Origin of the sequence: Mesorhizobium sp. M0478 (assembly GCF_040321305.1) — a bacterium.
Classification (GTDB): Bacteria; Pseudomonadota; Alphaproteobacteria; order Rhizobiales; family Rhizobiaceae; genus Mesorhizobium.
This window is the reverse complement of record NZ_JAMYRH010000013.1, coordinates 1-26,823: the sequence shown is the minus strand read 5'-3', so window position 1 is coordinate 26,823 and position 26,823 is coordinate 1. Positions and strand designations below refer to the sequence as shown.

Here is a 26,823-nt window from a genome sequence, read left to right as displayed (position 1 = left end):
GATTGCCTGGATGGTTGGGACAAAGGGGATGATTGGGACAAAGGGGGTGATTGGGACAAAGTGATGGTCACTCGGCCGCCGCCTTGGCCTTGCCGCCGCGCTCCGGGACAACGCCTTCAAGTGCCGCGATCAGCCTTGTGTGGATGGCGGCGGTGCGCGCCGGATTGTCGATCTTCTGCCCCGTCAGGTCGGTGACATAGAAAGTGTCGATCACCTTCTCGCCGAAGGTGGTGATGTGGGCCGAGGCGATGTCGAGCGAGAGATCGGACAACGCACTGGTGATTTCCGACAACAGCCCAGGCCGGTCGAGTCCCTCGACCTCGATCACCGAAAACCGGTTCGACAGCGTGTTGCGGATTTCGGCGCGCGGCGGAATCTTGAACACCTTGGCGCCGCGCCGCGGCCGGGTGCGCTTCTCGATCATCTCCGGCAACCAGCTCTTGCCCGACAGCACGTCCTCGATCAGCCGGCCGACGCGCTCGGCGCGACGGCGCTCATCCTCGTCGCGGTCGAATTCCCGTGAGATCAGGATGATGTCCAGCGCGCGGCCGTCGGACGTGGTGAAGATCTGCGCGTCGACGATGTTGCCGCCGGCGCCGGCACAGGCGCCGGCAATGACCGAAAGCAGGCGCGGATGATCCTGCGCCAGCACGGTGATCTCGGTCACCGCCTCGAATTGGTGGGTCCTGACCACGGTGGCGAGCTTCTTGCCTGCCGCGTCGGCTTCGCGAATGAATTCGGCATGGCGCAGCTGATCGGGGAGGTCGACCGTCAGCAGATAGTTCTCGTAATGCAGGCCGACATAGCGCTTGCGGGCCTTGTCCGGCCAATCGGCCAGCGCCTCGGCCAGCCGCTCGCGCGCCGCCGCCGTCCGCTTGGCGCGCGACACTTCCGAGAAGCCGCCGGTCAAAAGCAGTTCGGTCTCGTAGTAGAGCGTGCGCAGGAGCTGGCCCTTCCAGCCGTTCCACACGCCCGGCCCGACACCCCTGATGTCGCAGACGGTCAGGATCAACAGCATTTTCAGCCGCTCGACCGATTGCACGATCGAGGCGAAATCCTCGATCGTCTTGCGGTCGTTGAGGTCGCGCGTCTGCGCCGTCATCGACATCACCAGATGGTTCTCGACCAGCCAGGCGACGGTCTCGGTGTCGGCCGCCGACAGCCCCATATGCGGGCAGATGCGGCGTGCGATCCGGGCGCCGGCCTCTGAGTGATCCTCCGGCCGGCCCTTGGCGATGTCGTGCAGCAGCACCGCGACATAGAGTGCCTCGCGGCTCTTCTCTAGCCCCGGCATCAGCGTGTGCGAGAGCGGATGCACCTTTTCGCCGTCGCCGCGCTCGATCTCGGCCAAGACGCCGATGCAGCGGATCAGGTGCTCGTCCACCGTATAGTGGTGGTACATCGAGAACTGCATCATGGCGACTATTCTGCCGAAATCGGGGATCAGCCTGCCGAGCAGGCCGGCCTCGTTCATGCGCCGCAAATTAAGCTCGGCATTGCGGTCCGAGGTCAGGATGTCGAGGAACAGCCGGTTGGCCTCCTCGTCGCGCCGCAGCGACTTGTTGACCAGACCGAGCGAGCGGGTGAGCAGCTTCAGCGCATCGGGATGGAACTCCAGCCCGTGCTTGTCGGCGAACCAGAACAGCCTGAGCAGATTGACCGGGTCGCGCTCGAACACGCTGTCGTCGGCGACGTTGATGCGGTGATTGTCGACAATGAAGTCCGACGTGCCTGCCAGCTTGCGCTTGCGGCGCTGGAAGGTGAGGAAGATGCGGTTGAAGCCGGGCACATGCTTGGCCTGCTCTTCCTCGAGCGCGGCGCAGAAGATGCGGGTGAGGTCGCCGACATCCTTGGCGACGAGGAAGTAGTGCTTCATGAAGCGCTCGACCGCCGACAGACCGGGATGCGTGGTGTAGCCCAGCCGTTCGGCGATCTCGCGCTGGATATCGAAATGCAGCCGTTCCTCTGGCTTGCCGGTGAGGAAATGCATGTGGCAGCGCACCGCCCACAGGAAATCCTCGGCCTTGAGGAATTCCCGGTATTCGGCCTCGGTGAACACAGCCTTGTCGACCAGTTCCTCGCCTGTGCGCACGCGATAGAAGTATTTGGCGATCCAGAACAGCGTCTGCAAATCGCGCAGGCCTCCCTTGCCGTCCTTGACGTTGGGCTCGACCAGATAGCGGCTTTCGCCGGCCTTGGCATGGCGATCGTCGCGTTCGGCGAGCTTGGCCTGCACATATTCCGGTCCGGTGGTGCGCACCACTTCATGGTCGAAGCGAGCGAGCAATTCGTCGAAGAGCTTCTGTTCGCCCCACAGGAACCGCGCTTCCAGGATCGTGGTGCGGATGGTGATATCGCTGCGCGACAGCCTGAGACACTCGTCGATGTTGCGGGTGGCGTGGCCAACCTTCAACCCGAGGTCCCACAGCATATAGAGCATATATTCGACGATCTGTTCGCCCCACGGCGTCTGCTTGTAGGGCAGCAGGAACAACAGGTCGATGTCGGAGCCCGGCGCCAGCGTGCCGCGGCCATAGCCGCCGACGGCGACGACCGCCATGCGCTCTGCGGTCGAGGGGCTTTTCACCCGGTAGACGTGGGTCGCGGCGAACTCGTAGAGGGCGCGGATGATCTCGTCCATCAGATGCGACAGCCGGGCGGCGCAGGCCGTGCCGCTGCCATCGTCCATCAGCATGCGCTCGGCAACCTTGCGGCCCTCGGTCAGCCGATCCTTCAGCAGCCGGAGCGCACCGACGCGCGCGCCGGGCTCGATGCCGCTGGCCGCCGAGATCAGCGCCGTCATGTCGCGGCGCAAAGCCTCGCTGTCGATCAGCGCGTCGAGCTTGAGGGAGATTTTTGCCATGGATTGCCGGTGGGCCTCGCCTTTGCGCGGCGTCTATAGCGCGTTTTCACGGCGCTGTGTATGGGGCGGACGGACGCGTCGGCCGCGATACCAGAAAGGGATGATCATCTCGCGCCGGAGCCGGAAGAGATCGGCGATCTGCCGCGTCAACCGCCTGGTCTCGATCCTTACCTTGGCGGTGATTGGCCTGGGGCGCCGTTTACCTATCCCGCTTGCCACCCATTCCTCTGTTCGCTCCTGCTTGAGCAGGCTTGGCAATCTCACCGGACTGTCGCCGAGGAATTGTGCCTGCAGGCACAATGCTGGGACGAGTTGGTAAATGACCTTGTCGGACGAGGTAGCAAAACGCGGATTGAAGATGAGGTGATCGACGGGAATGCTGATCTCATTCGTTGCCGCAAGAAGGTCCCGCGCGGCCTGTCTGGACAGGATGTATCCCGCCGTACCGATATGGAGCCCGTGCAGTCTGCTCGCAGAAAAACCGTGGCCGCAGGCAACTTGCTTGCGTGAAATTACGGTCCGGTTGAAGAACGTTTCCAACTTGACGATGTCCGCATCGGCGGGAATCCAGCCCGCATCGGCAAGCAAAGCGCCGGCTTTGTCCGGGAAAACGACATCGTCCTCGAAAATCGCCGCGTAAGCATCCTCACCTGCAGCGATCGTCGACCAACACTGTTGGTGGCTGAGCAGGCAGGCAATCTCGGCGTCGGCCAGGCGCAAATGCTTCTTGCCCTGCGGCATTTCGGCCAGATCCGGCCGATCTCGCGCATCGATGGCGGCGACCCGCTCGAAGGCGATGCCGATGCGCGCGAACTCCGCCGTTACATGGGCGAGGCGATCGCGGGACCGATCGAGATTGATAATCAGGCATTTCATTTGGGTGGGATCGATGCAGTGGGACGCGCGTCCATAGCATGGGAACAAAGTTGCGTAAGCGATTTTCCCTCGATGTGCGCGATGACGGCCACGATCGAAAAGTGGAAATCGCCCCTTGACCTTCCAGTTACTGGAAGCACTACCTCCTGACCCAGACAGATATAAGGCACTTTTCGATGGCGCATTCCGAGCATCACCACCACGCGCACGCGGCCGATGGCAACTGCTGTACGGCAAAGGCTGCTGAGCCGGCCGCCGAAGCAGTGGTGCGCGATCCGGTCTGCGGCATGAGCGTCGATCCGGCAGCCGGTAAGCCGACGGCCGAGCATGGCGGCCGTCTCTTTCACTTCTGCAGCGAGGGTTGCCGTACGAAATTCGTCGCCGGGCCCGAAAAATACCTGACCGCCACCGACCCCGTCTGTGGCATGAGTGTCGACCGCGCTACCGCCAGGCATTTTTTCCGCCACGAAGGCCAGGGTTTCTATTTCTGCTCGGCCGGCTGCCGGGCGAAGTTCGAGGCCGAGCCGCAAAACTATCTCGGTGACAGGCCGACGCCGTCGCCAGTGCGGAAAGGCACGCAATACACCTGCCCGATGCATCCCGAAGTGGTAAGAGACAAGCCCGGCTCCTGCCCGATCTGCGGCATGGCGCTTGAGCCGATGGGCGTTCCCACTGGCGATGAGGGCCCGAACCCCGAACTGGTAGACTTCACCAGACGGTTCTGGGTCAGCGCGGTGCTGTCCCTGCCGCTGCTGATCGTTGCCATGGCGCCGATGCTCGGCCTGACGTTCCAGGCGTTTGTCGACGGGCGAACGATGGTCTGGCTGGAATTGGCGCTGGCCAGCCCCGTCGTGCTGTGGGCGGCCTTCCCGTTCTTCCACCGAGGCTGGGAGTCGCTGGTCAACCGCAGCCCCAATATGTGGACGCTGATTTCGCTCGGTGTCGGCGCTGCCTATCTCTACAGCGTGGCGGCCACTCTGTTCCCGGACATTTTTCCACACCAGTTCCGCGGTCATGGCGGCACAGTGCCGGTCTATTTCGAGGCAGCCGCCGTCATCGTCGCGCTGGTATTCCTCGGTCAGGTGCTCGAATTGCGGGCGCGCGAAAAGACCGGCTCGGCCATCCGTGCGCTGCTCGACCTGGCGCCGAAGACGGCACGGCTGATCGGGGAGGACGGCTCCGACACCGACGTGCCGCTCGTTGCGGTCAAGACCGGCGACCACCTACGCCTCCGTCCGGGCGACGCCGTGCCGGTCGACGGCACTGTAACGGAAGGCCGTTCCTCCATCGACGAATCGATGATCTCGGGCGAGCCGCTGCCGGTCGAAAAAACGAAAGGCGATGCCTTGACCGGCGGCACGCTCAACAAGAACGGTTCGCTGATCATGCGCGCCGAAAAGGTCGGCTCCGAAACGACGCTTTCGCGCATCGTCGAGCTGGTCGCAAAGGCGCAGCGTTCGCGCGCGCCGATTCAAGGTTTAGCCGATCGCGTCTCCTTCTACTTCGTGCCGGCCGTCGTGCTGGTCGCGCTCATGGCCTTTGCCGCCTGGGCGATCTTCGGTCCCGAACCCAGCTTGATCTTTGCCATCGTCTCGGCGGTCTCGGTGCTGATCATCGCCTGCCCCTGCGCGCTCGGCCTGGCGACGCCGATGTCGATCATGACTGCCACCGGGCGCGGGGCGCACGCGGGCGTGCTGATCAAGGACGCGGCCGCGCTCGAGCGCTTCGCTTCGGTCGACACGTTGATCGTCGACAAGACCGGCACCTTGACCGAAGGCAAGCCTCGCTTGACCGATGTCGTCGCTGCCAAAGGCCTGTCTGAGAATGAATTGCTGGCGCTCGCCGCCGGCCTGGAAAAAGGCTCGGAGCATCCGCTGGCCGAGGCCATTGTCGGCGGCGCCGGCGAACGCGGCCTGACGCTCGTTGAGGCCGGCGGCTTCGACGCCGTCACCGGCAAGGGCGTATCCGGCACGGTGTCTGGCAGGAAGGTTTCGCTCGGCAACGCCGCCATGATGGCCGATGTCGGCATCGACACCGCTTCCCTGTCGGCCAGGGCCGAGGCGCTGCAGGCAGAAGGCAAGACGGCGATGTTCGTTGCGGTGGACAAAAAACTGGCCGGCATTGTCGCGGTCGCCGATCCGGTCAAGGCAACGACAGCCGAGGCGATCAGGGCGCTGCACGACAGAGGCTTGCGGATCATCATGGCGACCGGCGACAATGAATGCACGGCGCGCGCCATCGCCAAAAGCCTTGGCATTGACGAGGTGCGCGCCGGCCTGCTGCCGGAACAAAAGGCAGCCCTTGTCGAGGAGTTGCGTGCGAAAGGTGCCGGCGTAGCCATGGCCGGCGACGGCGTCAACGATGCGCCGGCCCTGGCCAGCGCCGATGTCGGCATCGCCATGGGCACCGGCGCCGATGTCGCTGTCGAGAGCGCCGGCATTACGCTGGTCAAGGGCGATCTCAACGGCATCGTCAGGGCCCGAACGCTCGCCCAGGGGACGATCCGCAACATCCGCCAGAATCTGTTTTTCGCCTTCCTCTACAATGTGCTTGGCGTGCCGGTTGCCGCCGGCGTGCTCTATCCGCTCACCGGCACGCTTTTGTCGCCGATGCTGGCGGCGGCGGCCATGAGCCTGTCTTCGGTTTCGGTCATCGCCAACGCATTGCGGCTGCGGACATTGAAACTCTGAGCAAAGCCCCCAGATACGAATATCAATCAACAGGAGATCATGGATGACCTTGGCTAAGAAGATCGTGCTTTTGATGATGGCGGCGGGAATGCTGCTTGCCGTTTTCCTCGAAAGCGTCCCGGCGCAATCCGAAGAGATGAAACACGACATGGGCGCGATGGGCGCGCAAGGTCCTTCGACCGACGGCTACAAGGCGGCGATGGACAAGATGCACACCGACATGATGATCGAATATTCCGGCAATGCCGATGTCGATTTCGTGCGCGGCATGATCCCGCATCATCGGGGCGCGATCGACATGGCCAAGGTGGAACTCGCCAATGGCAAGGATCCCGAAATCCGCAAGCTGGCCGAAGATGTCATCGCCGCGCAGGAAGCCGAGATCGCCAAGATGCAGGCCTGGCTCGCCGCCCATCCGGCGAAGTAAGGCAGCAACGGCCATGCCGGAGAGATTCATTCTGGATTTCTCTCCGTGCTTGTGATGCCATTCGCATCGATTACACGGCGCCAGGAGCCCACATGCCATCGACGATAAGAGCCACCACACTGCCTTCGGGCGAGGCCGTCCAGGTGCTGGGACAGGGCACATGGAAGATGGGCGAGGATTCCCGCCGCCGCGCCGGCGAGGTCAATGCCCTGAAGCTCGGGCTGGACCTCGGCATCACGTTGATCGACACCGCTGAAATGTATGCCAGCGGCGGCGCCGAGGAGGTGGTAGCGGAAGCCATTGCCGGGCGCCGCGACGAACTCTTTCTTGTCTCCAAGGTATTGCCGTCCAATGCCTCGCGCGCCGGCGTGGCGCGGGCCTGCGAAAACAGCTTGAAGCGCCTGCGCACCGACCGCATCGATCTCTATCTCCTGCACTGGCCGGGCAGTGTGCCTCTATCTGAAACCGTCGAGGCTTTCGAGGCGCTGAAGGAGGCCGGCAAGATACGCCACTGGGGTGTCAGCAATTTCGACACCGACGAAATGGAGGAGCTGACCGGCCTGTCGTCTGGCAATCATGTCCAGACCAACCAGGTGCTCTACAATCTGTCGCGGCGCGGCCCCGAATTCGATCTCGCACCGTGGAGCCGGCAGCGCGGCATCCCGCTGATGGCCTATTCGCCGGTCGAGCAGGGCGCGCTGGCGCGCAATTCCAGGCTGGAAACCATCGCCGCCCGCCACAACGCCACGGCAGCACAGATCGCGCTTGCCTGGGTGATGGCGCAGCCCGGTGTCATCGCCATCCCGAAGGCGAGCAGCCAGGAGCATGTCCGCCAGAATGTTGCCGCGCTCGACATCGAGCTGACGGCCGAAGACCTCGCCGAACTCGACCGCGCCTTTCCACCGCCGACGCGCAAGCGCGGGCTGGAGATGATCTAGATTGGAACGGGTTTCGACCGGGTATCATCATACGGCGTATAGAGTCGGAGCCATGACGGTCACGTCGCTGCGCGACGGTTACGTCGACATGCCAATCAGGCGGCTGCGCCAGCCCGGAGACCGGACATTCGGTGACAACCTGCCCTCGCATGTACCGCTCGTCGACGGTGCGCTCAGGCTGTCGGTCAACGCCTTCGCCATCGATGACGGCGACGACATCACGCTGATCGACACAGGGGCTTCGAACGCCTGGCACCTGACAATGGGGCACCTGCCCGAGGCGCTGCGCGAGGCGAAGATCGCCACCGACCGGATTCGGACTGTTGCTTTCACCCACACCCATCTCGACCATATACACGGGCTCATCCTTGCCGATGGTGGCGACGGCTTCCCGCAGCTCTCTCGCCTGCTTGTCCCGCGCGCTGAGCTCGGCATGTTTCGCGACGTGGCGAGGCTGGAATGCTTCCACGATCGCGCCCAGCCTCTCGATGCTGGACAGCGCGTCAGCGCTGACATCGATTCGATCGGCTCCGCTGGCCATGAAGCCGGCCACACTTGCTTTCGCGTTGTGAGCGCAGGCGAAACACTGTTGATCTGGGGCGACATCGTACATGTGCCGTCGCTTCAATTCGCTCGACCCGAGATCACGTGGGAATTCGACGCAGACCAGCAGCAGGCGAGGGCAAGCCGGTTGCAAATGCTGGCGCTTGCGGCCAACAACGACTGCTACGTCGCCGGCGCGCATCTTGATTCGCCCGGCGTCGGCCGGGTTTTTCGAACCGAGACGGCTTTCCGCTTCGAGCCCTTGTAGCACTCTAGCCGAGCGCCGCCCGCGCCCGTCGCAACGCGCGCGAAAACACTGCGGTGTCGTCGAAGGCGCGCGCCAGCGTGAGCGCGCCCTGGATGGCGCCGACCGTTTCTTCGGCGAGTTCGTCCGCCCTGGCAGCGCTGTGCCCGCTTCGGGTCAGCGCTTCGGCAAGATGCGCCACCCAGCGGCCGAAATAGCTTTTGATCGCAATGGCGAAGAGGTCGCGGGATTCGTCCAGCGCGAAGGCGCCGATCAGGCACACCCGGCGTCCCGAGCGGAAATAGCTGTCGGTCGCTTCGAACATCCGATCGATACCCGTGCGAGGGTAGGCCCTGTCCTGCAACGGCACGAAGACATTCTCCTCGAACCAGCCATCTATATGGGCAATGACAGCCGCCGCCATCTCTTCCTTGCCGCCGGGGAAGAAGTGGTAAAGGCTGCCTTTGCCTAGGCCGGTCGCCGCACCGATCCGCGCCAGGCTCGCCCCTTCATAGCCGTGTTCGCGGAAAACCTCGCCGATGATGGAGAGCAAATCGGCGCGATCGGGCGCGATCCTGCGCATGCGCTAGTTTTTCCGCTTGAGCATGATCTTTGCCGAAAACCGCGACACAGCTCTAGGGATCATATTCTAAAATCCGAGTTCGGACAGGCCGGGATGGTCGTCCGGTCGGCGGCCGAGCGGCCAGTGATATTTGCGCTCACCCTCGGCGATCGGCAGGTCGTTGATGCTGGCGACGCGCCTACGCATCAGCCCGGCCGCGTCGAATTCCCAATTCTCATTGCCGTAGGAGCGGAACCAGTGGCCACTGTCGTCGCGCCATTCATAGGCAAAGCGCACCGCGATGCGGTTGTCGTTCCAGGTCCAGACCTCCTTGATCAGGCGATAGTCGAGCTCGCGAGCCCATTTGCGCGTGAGGAAGGAGACGATCTCATTTCTGCCCGAGACGAACTCGGCGCGGTTGCGCCAGGTGCTGTCCTGCGTATAGGCGAGCGAAACCCGTTCGGGATCGCGGCTGTTCCAGGCGTCTTCGGCAAGCCGAGCCTTCTGCGCGGCGGTCTCGGCGGTGAAGGGCGGCAGCGGCGGACGGCTCATGTCATTCTCCCATAGGCAAAGGCGATGGCGAGCATTGTACCAATCGGTACAATTGGTCAAGGCCGAAATCGGGCTAGGTTTTCCCCGCCAGCCCCTTCAGCCGGTAGAGCGCTTCCAGCGCCTCGCGCGGCGTCATCTCGTCTGGATTGATCTCACCCAGCGCTGCGCCCAATGCGTCGCTCTCCGCAGGCTTTGCCGCTTCCCGCTTCATTGCCACCGAAAACAGCGGCAGATCGTCGACCAGTCGGTTGGCCTTGCCGGAGACATCGCCTTCCTCGAGCTGATGCAGCACCTCTTTGGCGCGGCCGACCACCGCTTCCGGCAGACCGGCAAGGCGAGCGACCTGAACGCCATAGGAGCGATCGGCGGCACCCTTGCCGACCTCGTGCAGGAAGACGACGTCGCCTTCCCACTCCTTGACCCGCATCGTGACATTGTGCAGTCGCGGCAGCTTGCCGGAGAGTGCCGTCATTTCGTGGAAATGAGTGGCGAAGATCGCCCGGCAGCGGTTCTTCTCGTGCAGATACTCGACCGCCGCCCAGGCGATCGACAGGCCATCGAAGGTGGCGGTGCCGCGGCCGATTTCGTCGAGGATCACCAGCGCCCGCTCACCGGCCTGGTTGAGGATCGCGGCCGTCTCTACCATCTCGACCATAAAGGTGGAGCGGCCACGCGCCAGATCGTCCGAGGCGCCGACGCGCGAGAACAGCCTGTCGACGACGCCGATATGGGCCGATGTCGCCGGCACGAAGGAGCCGGTCTGGGCAAGGATGGCGATCAGTGCGTTTTGCCGCAGGAAGGTCGACTTACCGCCCATATTCGGACCGGTGAGCAGCCAGATGGCGCCGGCCTTGGCACCGTCTTGCGGCGACAGATCGCAATCATTGGCGACGAACGGCCCTTCGCCCGAACGGCGAAGCGCCTGTTCGACCACCGGATGGCGTCCGCCCGAGATGTCGAAGGCGAGGCTGGAATCGACCAGCGGCCGGCACCAGGCTTCGCTCTCCGACAACAGCGCGAGCGCCGCCGACACGTCGAGTACGGCGAGCGCATCGGCGCCGGCGCGGATCTTCTGCGCCTCGCCGACCGCCTCAGCCGTCAGCGTATCGAAAGCGGCAAGCTCGATGCTCAGCGCCCGGTCAGCGGCATTGGCGATTTTGGTCTCGAGTTCGGCAAGTTCCGTCGTGGTGAAACGCATGGCATTGGCCATGGTCTGGCGGTGGATGAAGCGTGCCTTGGCGCCATCGCTGCCGGTCATGATCGAATGATGGTTGGCGGTCACCTCGATGTAATAGCCCAGCACATTGTTGTGGCGGATCTTCAGCGAGCGGATGCCAGTCTCCTCGATCAGCGAGCGCTCCAGCCCGGCGATCACCTTGCGAGACTCATCGCGCAGCGCCCGCATCTCGTCGAGCTCGGCATGGTAGCCGCCGCGCACGAAGCCGCCGTCGCGCCTCAGCAGCGGCAGTTCCTCGCCAAGAGCCTGGGTCAGATGCCCGGCCAGCGCGCGCGGCAGCGCCTTTATCGCGGCAAGTGCCGCTGTCAGCTCCGCGGGCAGGACGGCCGTTCCGAACAGTTCGGCAATGGTGGCCGCCGCTTCGAAGCCGGCACGCAGCGCGCCGAGATCGCGCGGGCCGCCGCGGTTGAGCGCCAGCCGCGACAGCGCCCGCGGCATGTCGGCGACGCTCTTCAGGCCTGACCGCACCGCCTGGCAAAGCTGCGTCTCCGCACGGAAGAACGACACAGAATCGAGCCTGGCGCCGATCGCCGCCGGGTCAGTCAGCGGCGCCATCAGCCGGTCGGCGAGCAGCCTGGCGCCGCCGCCGGTGACCGTGCGGTCTATAGCCTTGAACAGCGAGCCGTCGCGGCTGCCCGACAGCGTGCGCAACAGTTCCAGATTGCCGCGTGTCGCAGGATCGATGAACAGCGTCGAGCCCTGCTCCTCGCGTTCGGGACGCGACAAAGGCGGCCGCTCGGCCTTCTGCGTCTTTTCGACATAGGCGATGGCGCCCGAGATCGCCGACAATTCGGCGCGCGAGAAGGCGCCGAAACTGTCCGGCGTCGCCACTTCGAAGAAACGCGCGATCCGCCCCGCTGCCGAAGCCGAATCGAAAAGCGACGGCGGCTGCGGGCTGGCAACGCGGCCAATGACGTCGAACACCGGCTTCAACTCGGGATCGTAAAACACCGGCTCGGCGACGATCAGCTCGCGCGGGTCGACGCGGAAGACATCGGCCAGCAGGCGGTCGGTCGTGGTTTCGGCGACGCGGAAGACGCCGGTCGAGATCTCGATCCAGGCCAGGGCGAAGGCGTCACCGCTGTTGCCGCCCTTCACCCGCCCTAGCGCCATCAGGAAGCTCGATTCCGACGGCGCCAGCAATTTATCCTCGGTGATGGTGCCTGGCGTCACCAGGCGCACCACGTCACGGCGTACGACCGATTTGCCGCCGCGCTTCCTGGCTTCCGCCGGGTCCTCGATCTGCTCGCAGACGGCAACGCGAAAACCTTGGCCGATCAGCTTTTGCAGATAGTCGTCGGCCGCATGCACCGGCACGCCGCACATCGGAATGTCGTTACCCTGGTGCTTGCCGCGCTTGGTCAGGACGATGCCCAGCGCCTTGCTCGCCTTTTCGGCGTCGTCGAAGAACAGCTCGTAAAAATCGCCCATGCGGTAGAACAGCAGAGAATCCGGGTTCGCCGCCTTGATCTCGATATATTGCTCCATCATCGGCGTGACGCTGCCGACGGGCGCAGGCGGTGTCACCTCGGGGGCGTCGGTTTCTGCTGAAGTGTGCATGTTCATGCCCGCACGCTAGCAGATGTGGGTGCGGGGTTTAATGCCGGCGGCCCGAAAAGCAGGGGACGACCGGCCTCGACGGCGGCTTGTGCTCCCTCTACGCCGGGTGAAGCCGTTGGTTGCTTCGGGCGCCAACCAGACCCTATGATCGCCATGGCGGGGATAAGCGGCATGGATCAGGACAAACAGGAGGCGTTCGAAGAGCTGGTCGGTCCGGCTGGATCGGCGCTTGAGCGCCTGCTGCTGTTGGCGGCGCGGCGCGTCCACCGCACCAAAGGCAAGCTCAGGGGGACACTGCGCAAGCGCGTCCCCTTCCTCCTGCCGACACGCGGGCCGCTGTCCGATGTCGATGGCGGCATCGACATGTCGCTGCATGTGCTCAGCCGCGACCCGCTGGTGCTCTATGTCCCGATTGGCGGGTCGCGGCCGCTCTATCCGCTGGCAGCGCTCGGCCGGCGCCTGGCGGCGCGCCGCGTCACCTTCCTGACGATGCAGACCTGGACCATGGAGCGGCCGGCTGTCATCGCCCGGATGGGCCGCGATCTCGCCTGGTATGCCGGCCGGTTTCCGCTGCACGAAATCATCTTCCTGTGCAACACCGAGGAAGAGCGCCGTCTCATCGCAGCTGCGGGCGGCAATGCCATCTTCTCCAACCACAATCTGATGGTGTCGGAGGATATATTCCGGCCACTGCCGGACGTGCCGGTCGAATTCGACGCGGTCTACAATGGCCGCATCTCGCCGATCAAACGCCATCACCTGGCCTTCGACATAGAGCGGCTGGCCCACATCACCTATTCGATCGGCGAATTGCCGCCGGTTGCCGCCCGCGCCTTTGTTCGGCGACTGCAGGCGCGTTCGCCGCTCCACCAGATCGCCAATCCGCTCGTCGACGGCTGGCCGGGCAAGCTGACGGCGCAACAGGTCAACCACGTCTACAACCAGGCCGCCGTCGGGCTGTGCCTGTCGGCCGTGGAAGGAGCGATGTACTCCTCGATGGAATATCTGATGGCCGGCCTGCCGATCGTCAGTACGCCGAGCCTTGGCGGTCGCGACGTCTATTTCGATCCGGATTATTGCATCGTCGCCGATCCGGAACCGGCTGCCATTCGCCGCGCCGTCGAGACGCTGCGAGATCGTGCCATACCGCGTCAGCACATCCGCCGCCGCACGCTGGAGAAGGTTCACGCCCAGCGCATCGAACTCATGGCGTTCCTGACTGCATTGCTGCGGCGCAAGGGAAGCCGTGCGCCACCCATCGAGACGTGGCCTTTCCCCGGCACAGACGGCATGATGCGTCGGGGAACGGTGCGCGAAATCGCTGCCTTCGTCAGCGAGCCAGAGCCGACGTGACGCCGTTCGACCTTGGGGGATTTCGCTGCGGGCGTGAAGATCGCTTGGCGGTTTACAGCGGTGGCGTGTAGCCTTAATTCGGAAGTTTCAAAAACACGCACCCGTCTCAAGGGGGCGACACCGGCGAGGAAATCAAAAGCATCATGGCCAAGAAAACCGAAAATAGCGGCCCCTCCGTCAGCGCCGAGGAGGCGCTGGAATTCCACGCCATGGGCCGCCCCGGCAAGCTGGAGATCGTCGCCACCAAGCCGATGGCGACGCAGCGCGATCTGAGCCTCGCCTATTCGCCGGGTGTCGCGGTTCCTGTGCTGGCCATTGCCGAAGACCCCAGCCGCGCTTTCGACTACACGACGCGCGGCAACATGGTCGCCGTCATCTCCAACGGCACCGCCATTCTCGGCCTCGGCAATCTCGGCGCGTTGGCCTCCAAGCCGGTGATGGAAGGCAAGGCGGTGCTGTTCAAGCGCTTCGCCGATGTCGATTCCATCGATCTCGAGGTCGACACCGAGGATGCCGACGAATTCATCAATTGCGTGCGCTTTCTCGGCCCGTCCTTCGGCGGCATCAACCTGGAAGACATCAAGGCGCCGGAATGCTTCATCATCGAGCAGCGGCTGCGCGAACTGATGGACATCCCGGTCTTCCATGACGACCAGCACGGCACCGCCATCATCTCGGCCGCCGGGCTGATCAACGCGCTGGAGATCACCGGCCGCGACATGAAGACCACGAAAATGGTCTGCAACGGCGCCGGCGCCGCCGGCATTGCCTGCATCGAACTGATGAAGGCGATGGGTTTCGCCCCGGAAAACATCATCTTGTGCGACACCAAGGGTGTCGTCTACCAGGGCCGCACCGAAGGCATGAACCAGTGGAAGTCGGCGCATGCGGTCAAGACCGCCACGCGCAGCCTGGCCGAGGCGCTGGATGGCGCCGACGTCTTCCTCGGCCTGTCGGCCAAGGGCGCATTGACCACCAGGATGGTGCAATCGATGGCCAAGAACCCGATCATCTTCGCCATGGCCAATCCCGACCCGGAGATCACGCCGGAGGAAGTGGCCGAAATCCGCACCGACGCCATCATGGCCACCGGGCGTTCCGACTACCCCAACCAGGTCAACAATGTGCTGGGCTTTCCCTACATCTTCCGCGGTGCGCTGGATGTCAGGGCCACCACCATCAATGACGACATGAAGATCGCCGCAGCGAGAGCGCTGGCCGACCTGGCGCGCAAGGACGTGCCCGACGATGTCGCCGCCGCCTATCAGGGCAACCGGCCGAAATTCGGCCCGAACTACATCATCCCGGTGCCGTTCGATCCGCGCCTGATCTCGGCCATCCCGCTCGCGGTGGCCAAGGCGGCGATGGAGTCGGGCGTCGCCCGCAAGCCTATCCTCGACCTCGACCGCTACGCGCAGGAGCTGTCGGCCCGCCGCGACCCGATCGCTTCGACCTTGCAGCGCATCTACGATCGCGTCCGCCGCCAGCCCAAGCGCATCGTCTTTGCCGAGGGCGAGGAAGAACAGGTGATGCGCGCCGCCGTCTCCTATGTGAACCAGAAGCTCGGCACCGCGATCCTGCTCGGCCGCGACGATGTAATCAAGGAAAACGCCAGGCACGCCGGCATCGACCTGAACAAGCAAGGCATCGAGATCATCAATGCCAGGCTTTCGCGCCGCAACGGCATCTACACCGATTATCTCTACGAGCGCATGCAGCGCAAAGGCTTCCTGTTCCGCGACTGCCAGCGGCTGATCAACAACGACCGCAACCATTTCGCTGCCTGCATGGTGGCGCTGGGCGATGCCGACGGCATCGTCACCGGCGTCACCCGCAACTATTCCACGGCGCTTGACGATATCCGCCGCGTCATCGACGCCAAGCCCGGACACCGCGTCATCGGCGTCTCCATCGTGCTCGCGCGGGGCAAAACAGTCCTCGTCGCCGATACCGCCGTGCACGACATGCCCAATGCCGAGCAGATCGCCGACATCGCCGAAGAGGCGGCGGGATTTGCCCGCCGCATGGGCTACGAGCCGAGGCTCGCCATGCTTGCCTATTCGACCTTCGGCCACCCGCAGGGCGAACGTTCCGAGCGCGTGCAGGAAGCGGTGCGCATCCTCGACAAGCGCCGCGTCGATTTCGAATATGACGGCGAGATGGCCGCCGACGTTGCATTGAACGCCCGTGCCATGGCGCAGTATCCGTTCATCCGGCTGACCGGCCCGGCCAACGTGCTGATCATGCCGGCGTTCCACTCGGCCTCGATCTCGACCAAGATGCTGCAGGAACTCGGCGGCTCGACCGTCATCGGCCCGCTGCTGGTCGGGCTGAACAAGCCGGTCCAGATCGTCTCGCTCAACGCCAAGGATTCGGACATCGTCAACATGGCTGCGATCGCGGCCTATAGCGCGGGAGCCTGATTGGCGGCAAAATAGCCAACCCATAAGAGATTGATAATATTCGGCTGCTATAGGGAACGTTCTCGCCCCCTATGGCCTTATGGCATTGGCGGCGCGCTCAGACCGCCAAAACGGGGGTGCGGCCATGAAGCATGACGGGGTTTCTGCATCTGTGGTCGGCCAGGGGGTCTATCACGACGAGCGGCTGGATGCGCTGCTCAGCATCACCGGCCGCATGGACGGTTATCTCTACCGTTGCCGCAACGATGCGTCCTACACCATGCTCTACATCAGCGACGGCATTTTCACCGTCAGCGGTTATCGGCCGAGCGACTTCATTCAAAATGCCGTGCGCGACTATGTCTCGGCCATCCACCCGGATGATCTCGCTGCCGTCTATGCCGCCGTCGATACCGCGCTCGAGGCGCGCTGCAACTGGAACGTCGACTACCGCATCGTGCCGCAGGTCGGCGAGCCGCTCTGGGTCCGCGAGATCGGCGGCGGCGTCTGGGACGAGGCCGGCGAACTGGAATTCCTGGAAGGTTTCGTCGTCGACATCAGCGACCGCAAGGTCGTCGAGGATCTCAACGCCGAGCTGCTGCTCGAACTCAAGGCCGCCAATGAGGAACTCTCCGTACAAAAGCGCGAGATCGAGCTGGCCAAGCAGCACAGCGACCACTCGGCCAACCACGATGCATTGACCGGCCTGCCCAACCGGCGCGCCTTTCACAACGAGCTGAGGTCGGTGATCGACCGCTGCGACAGCACCGGCCAGGCGGCCGGCCTGCTGTTCATCGACCTCGATAGGTTCAAGAAGGTCAACGACACGCTCGGCCACGAGGCCGGCGACGCGCTGCTGCATGAGGTGGCGGGTCAGCTTCGCACCGTCCTGCGCAGCGCTGATTTCGTGGCGCGGCTCGGTGGAGACGAGTTCGCATTCCTGTTTTCAGGAGAGGCTAGCCGGGCCCGACAGAAGGCCGTGGGCGTCGCCGAACGTATCCTGGAAAAGCTGCGGATCAAGGTGCCGACGCCGAATGGTGCCATCCATGTTGGTTGCACCGTTGGCGTCGCCATCTACCCGGCGGAAGCGTCCGATTCGGAGGCGCTGATAACGCTCGCCGACCGACTGATGTACATCGGCAAAAAGAGCGGCCGCAACCGGCTGGTCACCGCCGGGGCTTTGGAACCCGGGCCTACGTCCGACGACCTTCGCCGCACCGCCTGAGCGGAGCGCCGGACAGCCTGAACCGGCGGGCACCCCTCATCTGGCTCGGCGCTGCGCGCCGAAAGACGGCCCTACAGCAACCCCGCCAATTGGGCCGCGCTGCGCAGGTTCTGCCGCGGCCGTGGCCCGAGCTGCTGGATGACCAGCCCGGCGGCCAGCGAGCCAAGATCGCCGCAATCCTGCAGGCTGCGCCCCGAGGTGTAGCCGTAGAGGAAACCGGCGGCGTAGAGGTCGCCGGCGCCGGTGGTGTCGACCAGCTCGCGGATCGTCGTCGCCTGGATGGTGACAGTCTCGTCGCCGCGCACGATCACCGAGCCTTTTTCGGAGCGGGTGACGGCGGCAATTCTGCAGTCCTTGCGGATCGCCGCCAGCGCCTCGTCGAAGGATTTGGTCTGGTAGAGCGACTTGATCTCGTGGCTGTTGGCAAAGACGATGTCGACAGTGCCCGAGCGCATCAGCTCAAGGAACTCGTCCCGGTAGCGGTCGACGCAGAACGAATCCGACAACGTCATCGACACTTCGCGCCCGGCCTCGTGTGCGAGCTTCGCCGTCTGCCGGATCGCCTCCTTGGCGCGCGGCGGATCCCACAGATAGCCCTCGAAATAGGTGACCTTGGCGCCGGACGCCTTGTCGGCCTCGACGTCTTCCGGCCCGAGTTCGACACAGGCGCCGAGATAGGTGTTCATCGAACGCTCGCCGTCGGGGGTGACGAAGATCATCGAGCGGGCCGTCGGCGGCTGTCCTTCGAGCGGCCTGGTGTCGAAGGCAACGCCCTGGGCATGGATGTCATGGGCGTAGATTTCGCCGAGCGGATCGTTCGACACCTTGCCGAAGAAGGCAGCGCGCCCGCCGAAGCTGGCGACGCCCGCCGCCGTATTGCCGGCGCTGCCGCCGGAGGCCTCGATCGCCGGCCCCATGCGGCTGTAGAGCAGCTCGGCGCGCTTGGTGTCGATGAGGTTCATCGCACCCTTGATGATGCCGTTGGTCTCGAGAAAAGCGTCGTCGCACTGGGCGATGATGTCGACAATGGCATTGCCGATGCAAAGCACGTCAAAATCCGGCATCAATGTCTCCGCCTGGGAACCTGCCGGCTTTCTGCCGCGCCCGGGCGGGTCTACAGCATCACCCCGAAAAATGGCAACCGATTTCCATCCTTTGCCGGCCCAAGCCGGCGCGCGCGCCTGGGACGAGGCTCCATCACAGTTCGACCGTGGCCGAAGCATCTGACCGCCGGGTCGCCTACAAGCTTGGCCTCAAATCAAGCCCTGGAAGCACCCTGCATGCAAGCAAAGACCGACATGACCACCGAACTGGCGCTGCTTGGCGTGCTGGCCGCCCTGTGGGGCGCGTCCTATACCTTCATCAAGATCGGTGTCGAGACGATCCCGCCGATAACCTTCATCGCCGCCCGCACCCTGATCGCCGGCGCCATCCTGCTCGCGCTGATCCGCTGGCGCGGCCTTTCCATGCCCAAGGACGGCGCGACCTGGTGGCGGTTCATGGTCCAGGCCTGTCTCAACAGCGTCGTGCCATTCACGCTGATCGCCGCCGCCGAGCGCTCCATCGACGCCGGCCTCGCCACCATTCTCAACGCGACGTCGCCGATCTTCACCTTCCTGCTGACCGCGCTCATCACCCGCCACGAATCCGTGACCGCACGCAAGCTGTTCGGTGTCGGTGCCGGCATTGCCGGCATTTGCCTGATCGTCGGCACCCAGGCGCTTGGCGGGCTCGGCCATCAATTGTGGGCGCAACTTGCCGTCATTGCCGCCACGGTCTGCTATGCCGGCGCCGCCATCTTTGGCCGCGGCTTTAGGGGACTCGACCCGATGCTGCCGGCCGCCGGCTCGATGCTGTGCGGCGCGGTCATCCTCGTCCCCTTGAGCCTGGCCTTCGACCGCCCGTGGACGCTGTCGCCTTCAATGGCGTCGATACTGGCCTTGTTCGCATTGTCGGTGTTCTCCACGGCGCTGGCCTTCTGCATCGTTTTCCGCCTCATCCACACGCTGGGTTCGGTCGGCACGACGTCGCAGGCCTATCTGCGCGTGCCGATCGGCGTCGGCATCGGCGTCGTGTTTCTCGGCGAAAGCATCGGGCCGACGGCGCTCTGGGGCATGGGCTGCGTCGTCGCCGGCGTTGCGGCAATGACCATCCCAGCCCGCTCCCGGGCGCTGGCGCGCTAGATCATGATGAGATTTGGTTGAAATCTCATCATGATCTAACCCTTTGTTGGAGTATGATCTTTTCCAAAAACCGGTACCCACTTTTTGGGATCATGCTCTAGTTCCCGTCCGGAATTGCGCCCGCTCCGGCAGGCTTGCGGCTGACAGGGTCTCAGCCTATGTCGAAGATATCCGTTCGTTCCTGGGGGTGAAACGCCGTGATCTTCAACGCTGCCCGCGCCGCCTTCAGCCGGCTGTTTTCTCCCGAATTCCGCGCGGTTTTCCTGAAGACGCTGGGCATGACCGTGCTGGCGCTGGTCGCGTTGTGGTTCGTCTTGACCGGGCTTGTCGATTGGCTGGCGCTGCCATGGGTTCACTCCTTGCTGCCCGGCCTGCCGTCCTGGGCCGGATGGCTGAGCGGCATCATCGCTGCCATCGCGCTTGCCTTCGGGATGGCGCTGCTGATCGCGCCGGTGACGGCAATCGTGGCGGGCCTGTTTCTCGACGACATCGCCGAAGTGGTCGAGCGCACCGACTATCCGGCCGATCCCGTCGGACGCGCCATGCCGGCGCTGCGCTCGCTCGTGTTGTCGGTGAAATTCTTCGGCGTCGTCATCCTGGGCAACATCGTCGCCTTGCTCCTTCTGTTGGTTCCAGGCGTCAACATCGCCGCCTTCTTCATCGTCAACGGCTATCTGCTCGGACGTGAATTCTTCGAATTCGCCGCCATGCGCTTCCGCCCGGAAGATGAGGCGAGGGCGTTGCGCCGGAAATATGCCGGCACCGTCTTTCTGGCCGGGCTGCTCATCGCTGCCTTCCTCGCCGTGCCCCTGCTCAACCTGCTGACGCCGCTCTTTGCCGCCGCCATGATGGTGCATCTGCACAAGGCGGTCGGCGCGCGGGAGAGCGCCGGGCGATAGGCCTATCAACGCAGAAGAAAACCGCGTCCCAATTCGTCATCCGGCTCGACGGTGAATTCCGCCCGGCCCGAATAGTAGGCGCGGCCGCCGACGCGGGCGATGATCGCATCATGCGGGCCGGCCATGGTCGTGCGCGCCACCGCTCCGGAAAAGCGCGAGCCGGCGATGCTTTCGAAGGACCGCTCCTGACCAGGGTTGATTTCACCCTTGGCATGCATTGCCGCCAGCCGCGCGGTGACGCCGGAGCCGGTCGGCGAGCGGTCGACCTCGGCATCGGCAAAGACGCAGATGTTTTTCGTTGCCTCGCTGGAGAACGCATCTCGTCCATCGGTGAGGATGGTGCCGTAGAGGAAAGCGAGATCGGCATGGTCGGGATGCGATAGAGGGAACTCCGCCTTCAGCCGCTCGGTCAGCGCGGTTGCCGCGTCGACGAAATCGCGCACCCGGCTGCGGCCGAACTCCAGGCCGAATTGATGGCAGTCGGCCAGCGCGTAGAAGGCGCCGCCATAGGCGATGTCGAACGCAATCTTGCCGTATCCCGCCAATTCGATTTGTTGGTCATGGGCAAACAGAAAGGCCGGCACGCTTTCGAACGACACGGATCCCGCTTTGCCGTCCTTGACCTCCACCGAAGCGACGACCATGCCGCACGGCGCCTCGATGTTGACGGTGGTGATTGGCTCCTGCTTGACCACCAGCCCTTCGTCGACGGCGTAGCGGCCAAGCGCAATGATGGCGTGGCCGCACATCGTCGAATAGCCCTCGTTGTGCATGAACAGCACGGCCAGCTCGGCGCCGGGCAGGTCGGGCTCCACCAGCAGCGCGCCATACATGTCGTAGTGGCCGCGCGGCTCGAAGATCAGCAGCTTGCGCAAATGGTCGAGGTGGTCGCGCACATAGGCACGCTTTTCCAGGATCGTGCCTTTGGGAATGTCTGGATAGCCGTCCGTGACGATCCTGAGCGGCTCACCGCCGGTGTGCATGTCGACGACGGTGAGCGTCATGCGCCGGGACCCCTACCCTGAGGATTTGGAAAACAGCGCCTGCAATTTGCCGAACGGCATGGCGGCCCGGGTGAAGCCGAACGTGCCGTCCTGCTGGATCTCGCGCGCTGCGGTTTCCAGCATGCCGAAGGCGAAATTGGTCAGCCACGGACCGAGCGAGATGCGCTTGACCCCGGCCATGGCAAGGTCGGCGATGGTGAAGGCCGGCAGTGCCATGACGTTGACCGGCCTGCTCACCGCCGAGCAGACTTTCTGGATGGTCTCGACATCTTTGAGGCCGGGCGCATAGAGCACATCGGCGCCGGCCTTTTCGAAGGCCTGCAGCCGCTTGATCGTGTCGTCGAGATCCGGTTTGCCCCAAAGGAAATTCTCGGCCCGTGCGGTGAAGACGAAATCATGCTTGAGCGCCCGTGCGGCCTCAGCAGCAGCTGCAACGCGCTCGACGGCGTGTGAAAACTCATAGATGGGCTTGTCGGGATCGCCGGTATGGTCCTCGATCGAGCAGCCGGCGAGACCTGCCGCTTCGGCCGCAAAAACCGTCTCGGCGGCACTCGTCGCGCTGTCGCCCTTGCCTTTCTCGAGATCGGCCGACACCGGCAGGCTGGTTGCCGCCGTCAGCTCGCGGCAATGGTGGATCATCGCCTCGAAGGTCACTGCGCCATCGGGCAGGCCGCGCGAGAAGGCAAAACCGGCGCTGGTCGTCGCCAGCGCCTTGAAGCCGAAGGAGGCCAGGAGCTTGGTCGTGCCGACATCCCAGGGGTTGGGCATGACGAAGGTCGAGGCGTGCAGGTCGCGAAAGATCTTGCCCTTGTCCATGAGTGCTCCCTTCAGATGCGGAAATGCCGGCAGATTCTATCGTGCAGCAATGCACCGAGCAAACGAATGCGGTTGGCTCAGAAGCGTTTGGCGTTCTCTCCTGCCAATTTGTCCAGCGCATCGGAATCCTTGACGTAGTGCAACGTCTTCTTGTCCCAATGATAGATAACGGAAATTGCGTGGGCTTCAGGCTTGGGCGGCTGGTCGTCGCAGCTCTCGCCGTTGAGCACCGTGGCGTCGGTCACCGTCACTTTGACCGCGGCATAAGGCTGTCCGTCAGCGATCGTCTGGAAAGCAACATCCTGCTTGCGGCTGTAGGCGCACAGGTTCTCATCGAAGGTGAAGATCATGTCGATCAGTTGGAATTTGTCGTCGCGCACCATGATCAGCGGCGTGATCGCGTAGTTTTGGCTTGAATTGAAATGCGCGCTCATGGTGATCACGATGTCGTCGTTCGGCCCAACGGAAAGCTTGCCCGGTTCACGGAAATAGGTGCCGCGGTCGAGCGCGACATTGACGACGTCGAGCAGCTTCGGCCTGTCTGTGATGTCGTAGAGCGCCAGCACGGCATAGCCTTCGGCGCTGTCGGGAGAGTCGCCGAGGTCGTAGAGCATCGCCAGCCGGTCCTTACCCCCGGCCTTGATGGCGAGCACGCCGGCGTTGGAGAGGCCCGATGTCTCAGGCGGCGAACCGCCGCCATCCGGTCCCTCGATGTGGCGCATCTCGATCGGCAATCCACCCCGGTAGAAACCGTTGCTGTCACCTGCGAGGCCGGGAATGACCATCCTTGCGAGGTCCAGATAGGTCACATCCATGTGGCCGGGGATGGCGCTGCCGAATTCCGGGAAGCTGACGGCTTGCGCGCCGGCTGCGGTCCAAAGCCACGGCAGCAGCACAAGCGCTAGAGCAATTTCAGGAAAAGTGTGTGCAGTTTTCCGGCCGGAAATTGCGACAAAACAAAAAGATAGAGCGGTTCGCCGTTTCCATGAAACGGTGAAACGCTTTAGGATGGAGCGAAGCAGGTTCGTTGGCATGGGTGCCTCAGGCTGGCCGCGCGGAACCTAACACAGCTTCAGTGGATCGGCACCAGCCCGGCAAGTTCGCGCATGTCGTCGAACAGGACGCCGCCGGCGCTGGCCAGGCCATCGCGGTCGGAATAGGGATCGCCATGATAGGAATAGACACGCATGCCGGCGGCAATGCCGGCCTGCGTGCCGGCAACGCTGTCCTCGATGACGATGCAGTCGGCCGACGCAAAACCCATGGTCTTTGCCGCATGCAGGAACAGGTCCGGGAACGGCTTGCCGCGGCTGACCATGGTCGAAGAGAACATGGCATGCTCGAACAGCGGCAGCAGCCCGGTCTGGCCGAGCGTGATGTGCATCTTCGAGATACGCGCGGAAGTGGCGACGCAATAGGGAATGCCGGCCGCGCGAACCGCCTCGATGAAGTCGCGCACGTAGGGGATCGCCTCGACGCCATGCGCAAACAGATCGGGCAGGCCGGCATTCCAGCGATCTACGAAATCGGCGCCGAGCCGCACCGTGGTCGTCTCTTCGATTTCCTTCTGCACCGAAGCCATGCTGCGGCCGGAAAAATATTTGCGGCAATATTCGAATGTGGTGGGATAACCGGCGGCAACAAACCACTCGGCAAGCCGCCGGTTGGCAAGGTTCTCGGTGTCGACCAGGATGCCGTCGCAGTCGAAGATGACCAGTTTCGGTATGCTCATTTCAGGCGGTGCCGGTCGATCCGAACCCGCCCGCGCCGCGCGTCGTGGCGCCGGCCAGCGAGCGCTCCTCAACCGTCACCTGCGTCACCGCGGCAAAGACGATCTGGGCAATGCGCATGCCGCGCGTCACCGCGAAATCCTCGTCGCCAAGGTTGATCAGCAGCACCTTGACCTCGCCGCGATAGTCGCTGTCGACCGTGCCCGGTGAATTGAGGACGGTCAGCCCATGCTTGAAGGCAAGGCCGGAGCGCGGCCGCACCTGGCCTTCCATTCCTTCGGGAATTTCCAGGATCAGACCGGTCGGCACCAAGGCGCGCTTGCCAGGCAGGATCAGCAGCGGCCGGTCTTCCGGCACCGCGGCGCGCAGATCCATGCCGGCGGCGCCGGTGCTTTCATAGGCGGGAAGGGGAAGTCCATCTCCATGCGGCAACCTGACGAAGCCGACAGTGGGACCAATGACGGAGGAATTTTGGAAGGCTGCGCGCATAAAATCGATCCTATCGGCGCGAACGGCGATTCGGTCAACTCGTCCGCAGGCCTATCAACGGCTTTCTTTCAGGCGTCAGTGTGACCTAGCGCAATTCCATCGGAACGACGGTCGTCTCCTTGATCTCCTCCATGACGAAGGAGGCCGAAACGTCCGACAGCGCCACCTTGGCGATCAGCCGCTGATAGAGCCGGTCATAGGCCTTCATGTCAGCGACGCGGGCGCGCAGCACGTAGTCGAGATCGCCGGACATGCGATAGACCCCGGTGATCTCGGGAAAACCGGTCACCGCCGCACGGAACTTCTGCAGCCAGTCCGGGTCATGATTGGAGGTGCGGATCAGGATGAACACCGAAAGTCCGAGCCCGAGCTTGTCGGCATCGACCAGCGCCACCCGTCCGGTGATGACGCCGTCCTCTTCCAGCCGCTTGACCCGGCGCCAGCAGGCGTTGCGCGACAGCGACACTTTTTCGGAGAGCTGATCGACCGATAGTGTGCCGTCGCGTTGCAGCTCGGCCAGCAATCTTCGGTCGATTTCATCAAATTCAAGCGCCATGTGGGATGAATGTCCCGAACCACGGCGTTAGACAAGGACAAATTGAGACCGATGAACCTTTACCCCGTGGCAGGATACCCACATCGGGGCTTATCCCGGCAGGAGGGATCACCATGACGACGCTGTTTTCGAAGCTGTTCACCTCTCACCCGGCCAAGGTGGGCGAGACCTATTTCAGCCATATGGCCTTTGCCGCCTGGTTCTGCTCGCGCCTCCTGATGGCCGCTGGTGCGGCACTCGTTCACGCTTTCTTGCCGTTTCTCTTCGAAACTACGGCAAGCCGAATCGTTCGCGAACTCTACGAGCGGACGCACAACAGAGGCTCGCACGCGGTCAAGGAGCCCCAGGCTCTCTTGGATCGCGCCTAGGATTGGTTAGAAGCCATGTGCCGATGGGCGGCCTATCTGGGTGAAGCGGTCTTCCTCGAAGACGTCGTCACCGCACCTTGCCACTCGCTGATCGCCCAGAGCCATTGCGCCCAGGAAGCCAAGTCGCCGACCAATGGCGACGGTTTCGGCCTTGCCTGGTATGGCGACCGGCCCGAGCCCGGCCTCTACCGCGACATCCTGCCGGCCTGGTCGGATCCCAATCTGAAAAGCCTATGCCGGCAGATCAAATCCGGCCTGTTCCTCGCCCATGTCAGGGCGTCGACCGGCGGCGCCACCAGCCGCATGAACTGCCATCCCTTCATCTCCGGCAACTGGTCGTTCATGCACAACGGCCAGATCGGCGGCTTCGAAAAGATCCGCCGCGCGCTGGAGAACTCGCTCTCTGACGCCGTCTTCGACCAGCGCGAGGGCACCACCGATTCCGAATTGTTTTTCCTGCTGATGATCGACGAGGGTCTTGCTGGCGACCCGCAAGGGGCAGTATCGCGCGCCACCGCTCGGGTTCTGGAGGCGTCACGCCACGCCGGTCTCGAACCGGCCTTGAAACTCACTGCAGCCCTTTCCGATGGGCGCGCGCTCTATGCCGTGCGCTACGCAAGCGATGCCCACGCACCGACGCTGTACACGTCGCTCCGCAACGGCGGTCGTTGCATCGTGTCCGAACCCTTCGACCGCGAAGGCGGCGACTGGCAGGCGATCCCGCCGGCGAGTTTTGTCACGATCACTGGCGATGGGATGAGCATTCGGCCGTTCGTGCCGGCTGTGGCAAGGCTGGCACTGGTCGTCTAGGCCCTAGTCTAAGCCGCATTCCTTCGCGCCCCCCTCTGTCCTGCCGGACATCTCCCCCACGAGGGGGGAGATTGGAGGTCACGGCGGCCTTCGCCAATTTTCAACGCAGGAAAAGGGGCGCCGAAGCCAAAGCTGCCAATCTCCCCCCAAAGTGGGCATAGGCGCTAAGATAGGTATTGCCCTGCGGAATCGGGTGTGATTCTACACTGCGATGACACACGAATCGCTTGTTGATGACGGCTGGGCCGAGACGATTGAGCTTCTGGGCGGCGAAGAGTTGATCGCAGGAAGTGCCCGCGAGACGAAGGCGTTCCTGCGCCCGCGGGGCGTCAGGTCGGCGAGCGATCTGTTGCGCCTGACACTGGCTTACTGCCTTGGCAAGGTTGGCATGCGGGGCGTCGTGGCCTGGGCGGCGGCGAGCGGGATTGCCGACATTTCGGACGTGGCGTTGCTTGGCCGGCTGCGCAATGCAGGACCATGGCTGCAGCAGTTGATT

23 protein-coding genes and 1 pseudogene are annotated in these 26,823 nt (G+C 63.8%); 12 read left to right on the top strand and 12 right to left on the bottom strand.

What is annotated here, in order from left to right:
* Positions 1-67 precede the first annotated feature (67 nt).
* Positions 68-2,863 (bottom strand): [protein-PII] uridylyltransferase, encoded by a 2,796-nt coding sequence (locus NKI64_RS25470; protein ID WP_023822843.1) that lies wholly within the window; start codon positions 2,861-2,863, stop codon positions 68-70.
* A 33-nt stretch (positions 2,864-2,896) separates the two neighbouring features.
* A complete protein-coding gene (locus NKI64_RS25465; RefSeq protein ID WP_023690024.1) occupies positions 2,897-3,739 on the bottom strand; it encodes a glycosyltransferase family 25 protein in 843 nt (280 codons plus the stop codon).
* A 176-nt stretch (positions 3,740-3,915) separates the two neighbouring features.
* Between NKI64_RS25465 and NKI64_RS25460 the strand changes: the two genes are divergently transcribed.
* The 4 genes from NKI64_RS25460 (at position 3,916) to NKI64_RS25445 (ending at position 8,605) form a co-directional block, all read left to right on the top strand.
* Positions 3,916-6,429, top strand: a complete 2,514-nt coding sequence (locus NKI64_RS25460; protein ID WP_352670785.1) for a heavy metal translocating P-type ATPase — start codon at positions 3,916-3,918, stop codon at positions 6,427-6,429.
* 43 nt (positions 6,430-6,472) lie between these two features.
* Positions 6,473-6,856: a CopM family metallochaperone gene (gene copM / locus NKI64_RS25455; RefSeq protein WP_023685134.1), complete on the top strand. Its 384-nt coding sequence runs from the start codon at positions 6,473-6,475 to the stop codon at positions 6,854-6,856.
* Positions 6,857-6,948: 92 nt separating this feature from the next.
* Positions 6,949-7,794 (top strand): aldo/keto reductase, encoded by an 846-nt coding sequence (locus NKI64_RS25450; protein WP_023685133.1) that lies wholly within the window; start codon positions 6,949-6,951, stop codon positions 7,792-7,794.
* 52 nt (positions 7,795-7,846) lie between these two features.
* The gene (locus tag NKI64_RS25445) at positions 7,847-8,605 is read left to right on the top strand and encodes an MBL fold metallo-hydrolase (protein ID WP_352670782.1); all 759 of its coding nucleotides are present in this window, start codon (positions 7,847-7,849) and stop codon (positions 8,603-8,605) included.
* A gap of 4 nt (positions 8,606-8,609) precedes the next feature.
* Here the strand turns inward: NKI64_RS25445 and NKI64_RS25440 are convergent, their stop codons facing one another.
* The 3 genes from NKI64_RS25440 to mutS form a co-directional block, all read right to left on the bottom strand.
* The gene (locus NKI64_RS25440; RefSeq protein ID WP_023685131.1) at positions 8,610-9,164 is read right to left on the bottom strand and encodes a TetR/AcrR family transcriptional regulator; all 555 of its coding nucleotides are present in this window, start codon (positions 9,162-9,164) and stop codon (positions 8,610-8,612) included.
* Positions 9,165-9,230: 66 nt separating this feature from the next.
* Positions 9,231-9,695, bottom strand: a complete 465-nt coding sequence (locus NKI64_RS25435; protein WP_023685130.1) for a nuclear transport factor 2 family protein — start codon at positions 9,693-9,695, stop codon at positions 9,231-9,233.
* A 73-nt stretch (positions 9,696-9,768) separates the two neighbouring features.
* Positions 9,769-12,498 (bottom strand): DNA mismatch repair protein MutS, encoded by a 2,730-nt coding sequence (gene mutS / locus NKI64_RS25430; protein WP_023752996.1) that lies wholly within the window; start codon positions 12,496-12,498, stop codon positions 9,769-9,771.
* A gap of 165 nt (positions 12,499-12,663) precedes the next feature.
* Between mutS and NKI64_RS25425 the strand changes: the two genes are divergently transcribed.
* The 3 genes from NKI64_RS25425 to NKI64_RS25415 all read left to right on the top strand — a co-directional run bounded on the left by NKI64_RS25425 (position 12,664) and on the right by NKI64_RS25415 (position 17,472).
* Positions 12,664-13,845 carry a glycosyltransferase family protein gene (locus NKI64_RS25425; RefSeq protein ID WP_032934763.1) on the top strand — a complete coding sequence of 394 codons (1,182 nt, stop codon included), beginning with the start codon at positions 12,664-12,666 and terminating at the stop codon, positions 13,843-13,845.
* 143 nt (positions 13,846-13,988) lie between these two features.
* Entirely contained in the window at positions 13,989-16,268 is a 2,280-nt protein-coding gene (locus tag NKI64_RS25420) for an NADP-dependent malic enzyme (protein ID WP_023672870.1), read from the top strand.
* A 124-nt stretch (positions 16,269-16,392) separates the two neighbouring features.
* Positions 16,393-17,472 carry a GGDEF domain-containing protein gene (locus tag NKI64_RS25415; protein ID WP_023685126.1) on the top strand — a complete coding sequence of 360 codons (1,080 nt, stop codon included), beginning with the start codon at positions 16,393-16,395 and terminating at the stop codon, positions 17,470-17,472.
* A 71-nt stretch (positions 17,473-17,543) separates the two neighbouring features.
* Here NKI64_RS25415 and NKI64_RS25410 read toward each other — a convergent pair whose 3' ends face one another.
* Positions 17,544-18,536, bottom strand: a complete 993-nt coding sequence (locus NKI64_RS25410; RefSeq protein ID WP_023738127.1) for an adenosine kinase — start codon at positions 18,534-18,536, stop codon at positions 17,544-17,546.
* Between the two features lie 216 nt (positions 18,537-18,752).
* On the opposite strand from NKI64_RS25410, the gene NKI64_RS25405 reads away from it, so the two are divergent.
* A complete protein-coding gene (locus NKI64_RS25405) occupies positions 18,753-19,655 on the top strand; it encodes a DMT family transporter (protein ID WP_352670776.1) in 903 nt (300 codons plus the stop codon).
* A gap of 197 nt (positions 19,656-19,852) precedes the next feature.
* The gene (locus NKI64_RS25400; protein WP_352670773.1) at positions 19,853-20,554 is read left to right on the top strand and encodes a sulfate transporter family protein; all 702 of its coding nucleotides are present in this window, start codon (positions 19,853-19,855) and stop codon (positions 20,552-20,554) included.
* Between the two features lie 5 nt (positions 20,555-20,559).
* On the opposite strand, the gene NKI64_RS25395 is transcribed toward NKI64_RS25400, so the two are convergent.
* From NKI64_RS25395 to NKI64_RS25370, 6 genes are all read right to left on the bottom strand, one after another.
* Positions 20,560-21,558: a proline racemase family protein gene (locus tag NKI64_RS25395; protein ID WP_352670770.1), complete on the bottom strand. Its 999-nt coding sequence runs from the start codon at positions 21,556-21,558 to the stop codon at positions 20,560-20,562.
* 12 nt (positions 21,559-21,570) lie between these two features.
* A complete protein-coding gene (locus tag NKI64_RS25390) occupies positions 21,571-22,374 on the bottom strand; it encodes an isocitrate lyase/PEP mutase family protein (protein WP_352670767.1) in 804 nt (267 codons plus the stop codon).
* 77 nt (positions 22,375-22,451) lie between these two features.
* Complete coding sequence (locus NKI64_RS25385; RefSeq protein ID WP_352670764.1) at positions 22,452-23,270, bottom strand: hypothetical protein; 819 nt, start codon at positions 23,268-23,270, stop codon at positions 22,452-22,454.
* A 176-nt stretch (positions 23,271-23,446) separates the two neighbouring features.
* A complete protein-coding gene (locus NKI64_RS25380) occupies positions 23,447-24,106 on the bottom strand; it encodes an HAD family hydrolase (RefSeq protein ID WP_352461785.1) in 660 nt (219 codons plus the stop codon).
* A gap of 1 nt (position 24,107) precedes the next feature.
* Positions 24,108-24,593 (bottom strand): dUTP diphosphatase, encoded by a 486-nt coding sequence (gene dut / locus NKI64_RS25375; protein WP_023672879.1) that lies wholly within the window; start codon positions 24,591-24,593, stop codon positions 24,108-24,110.
* Positions 24,594-24,678: 85 nt separating this feature from the next.
* On the bottom strand, positions 24,679-25,149 hold the full coding sequence (locus tag NKI64_RS25370; protein ID WP_023672880.1) for an Lrp/AsnC family transcriptional regulator: 471 nt from the start codon (positions 25,147-25,149) through the stop codon (positions 24,679-24,681).
* A 113-nt stretch (positions 25,150-25,262) separates the two neighbouring features.
* Between NKI64_RS25370 and NKI64_RS25365 the strand changes: the two genes are divergently transcribed.
* The 3 genes and pseudogenes from NKI64_RS25365 to NKI64_RS25355 form a co-directional block, all read left to right on the top strand.
* Positions 25,263-25,517 carry a DUF6356 family protein gene (locus tag NKI64_RS25365; protein WP_023685117.1) on the top strand — a complete coding sequence of 85 codons (255 nt, stop codon included), beginning with the start codon at positions 25,263-25,265 and terminating at the stop codon, positions 25,515-25,517.
* 15 nt (positions 25,518-25,532) lie between these two features.
* Positions 25,533-26,327, top strand: coding sequence for a class II glutamine amidotransferase (locus NKI64_RS25360; RefSeq protein ID WP_023685116.1), 795 nt, complete (start codon positions 25,533-25,535; stop codon positions 26,325-26,327).
* A gap of 211 nt (positions 26,328-26,538) precedes the next feature.
* A pseudogene (locus NKI64_RS25355) lies at positions 26,539-26,823 on the top strand (IS4 family transposase); the annotation flags it as partial.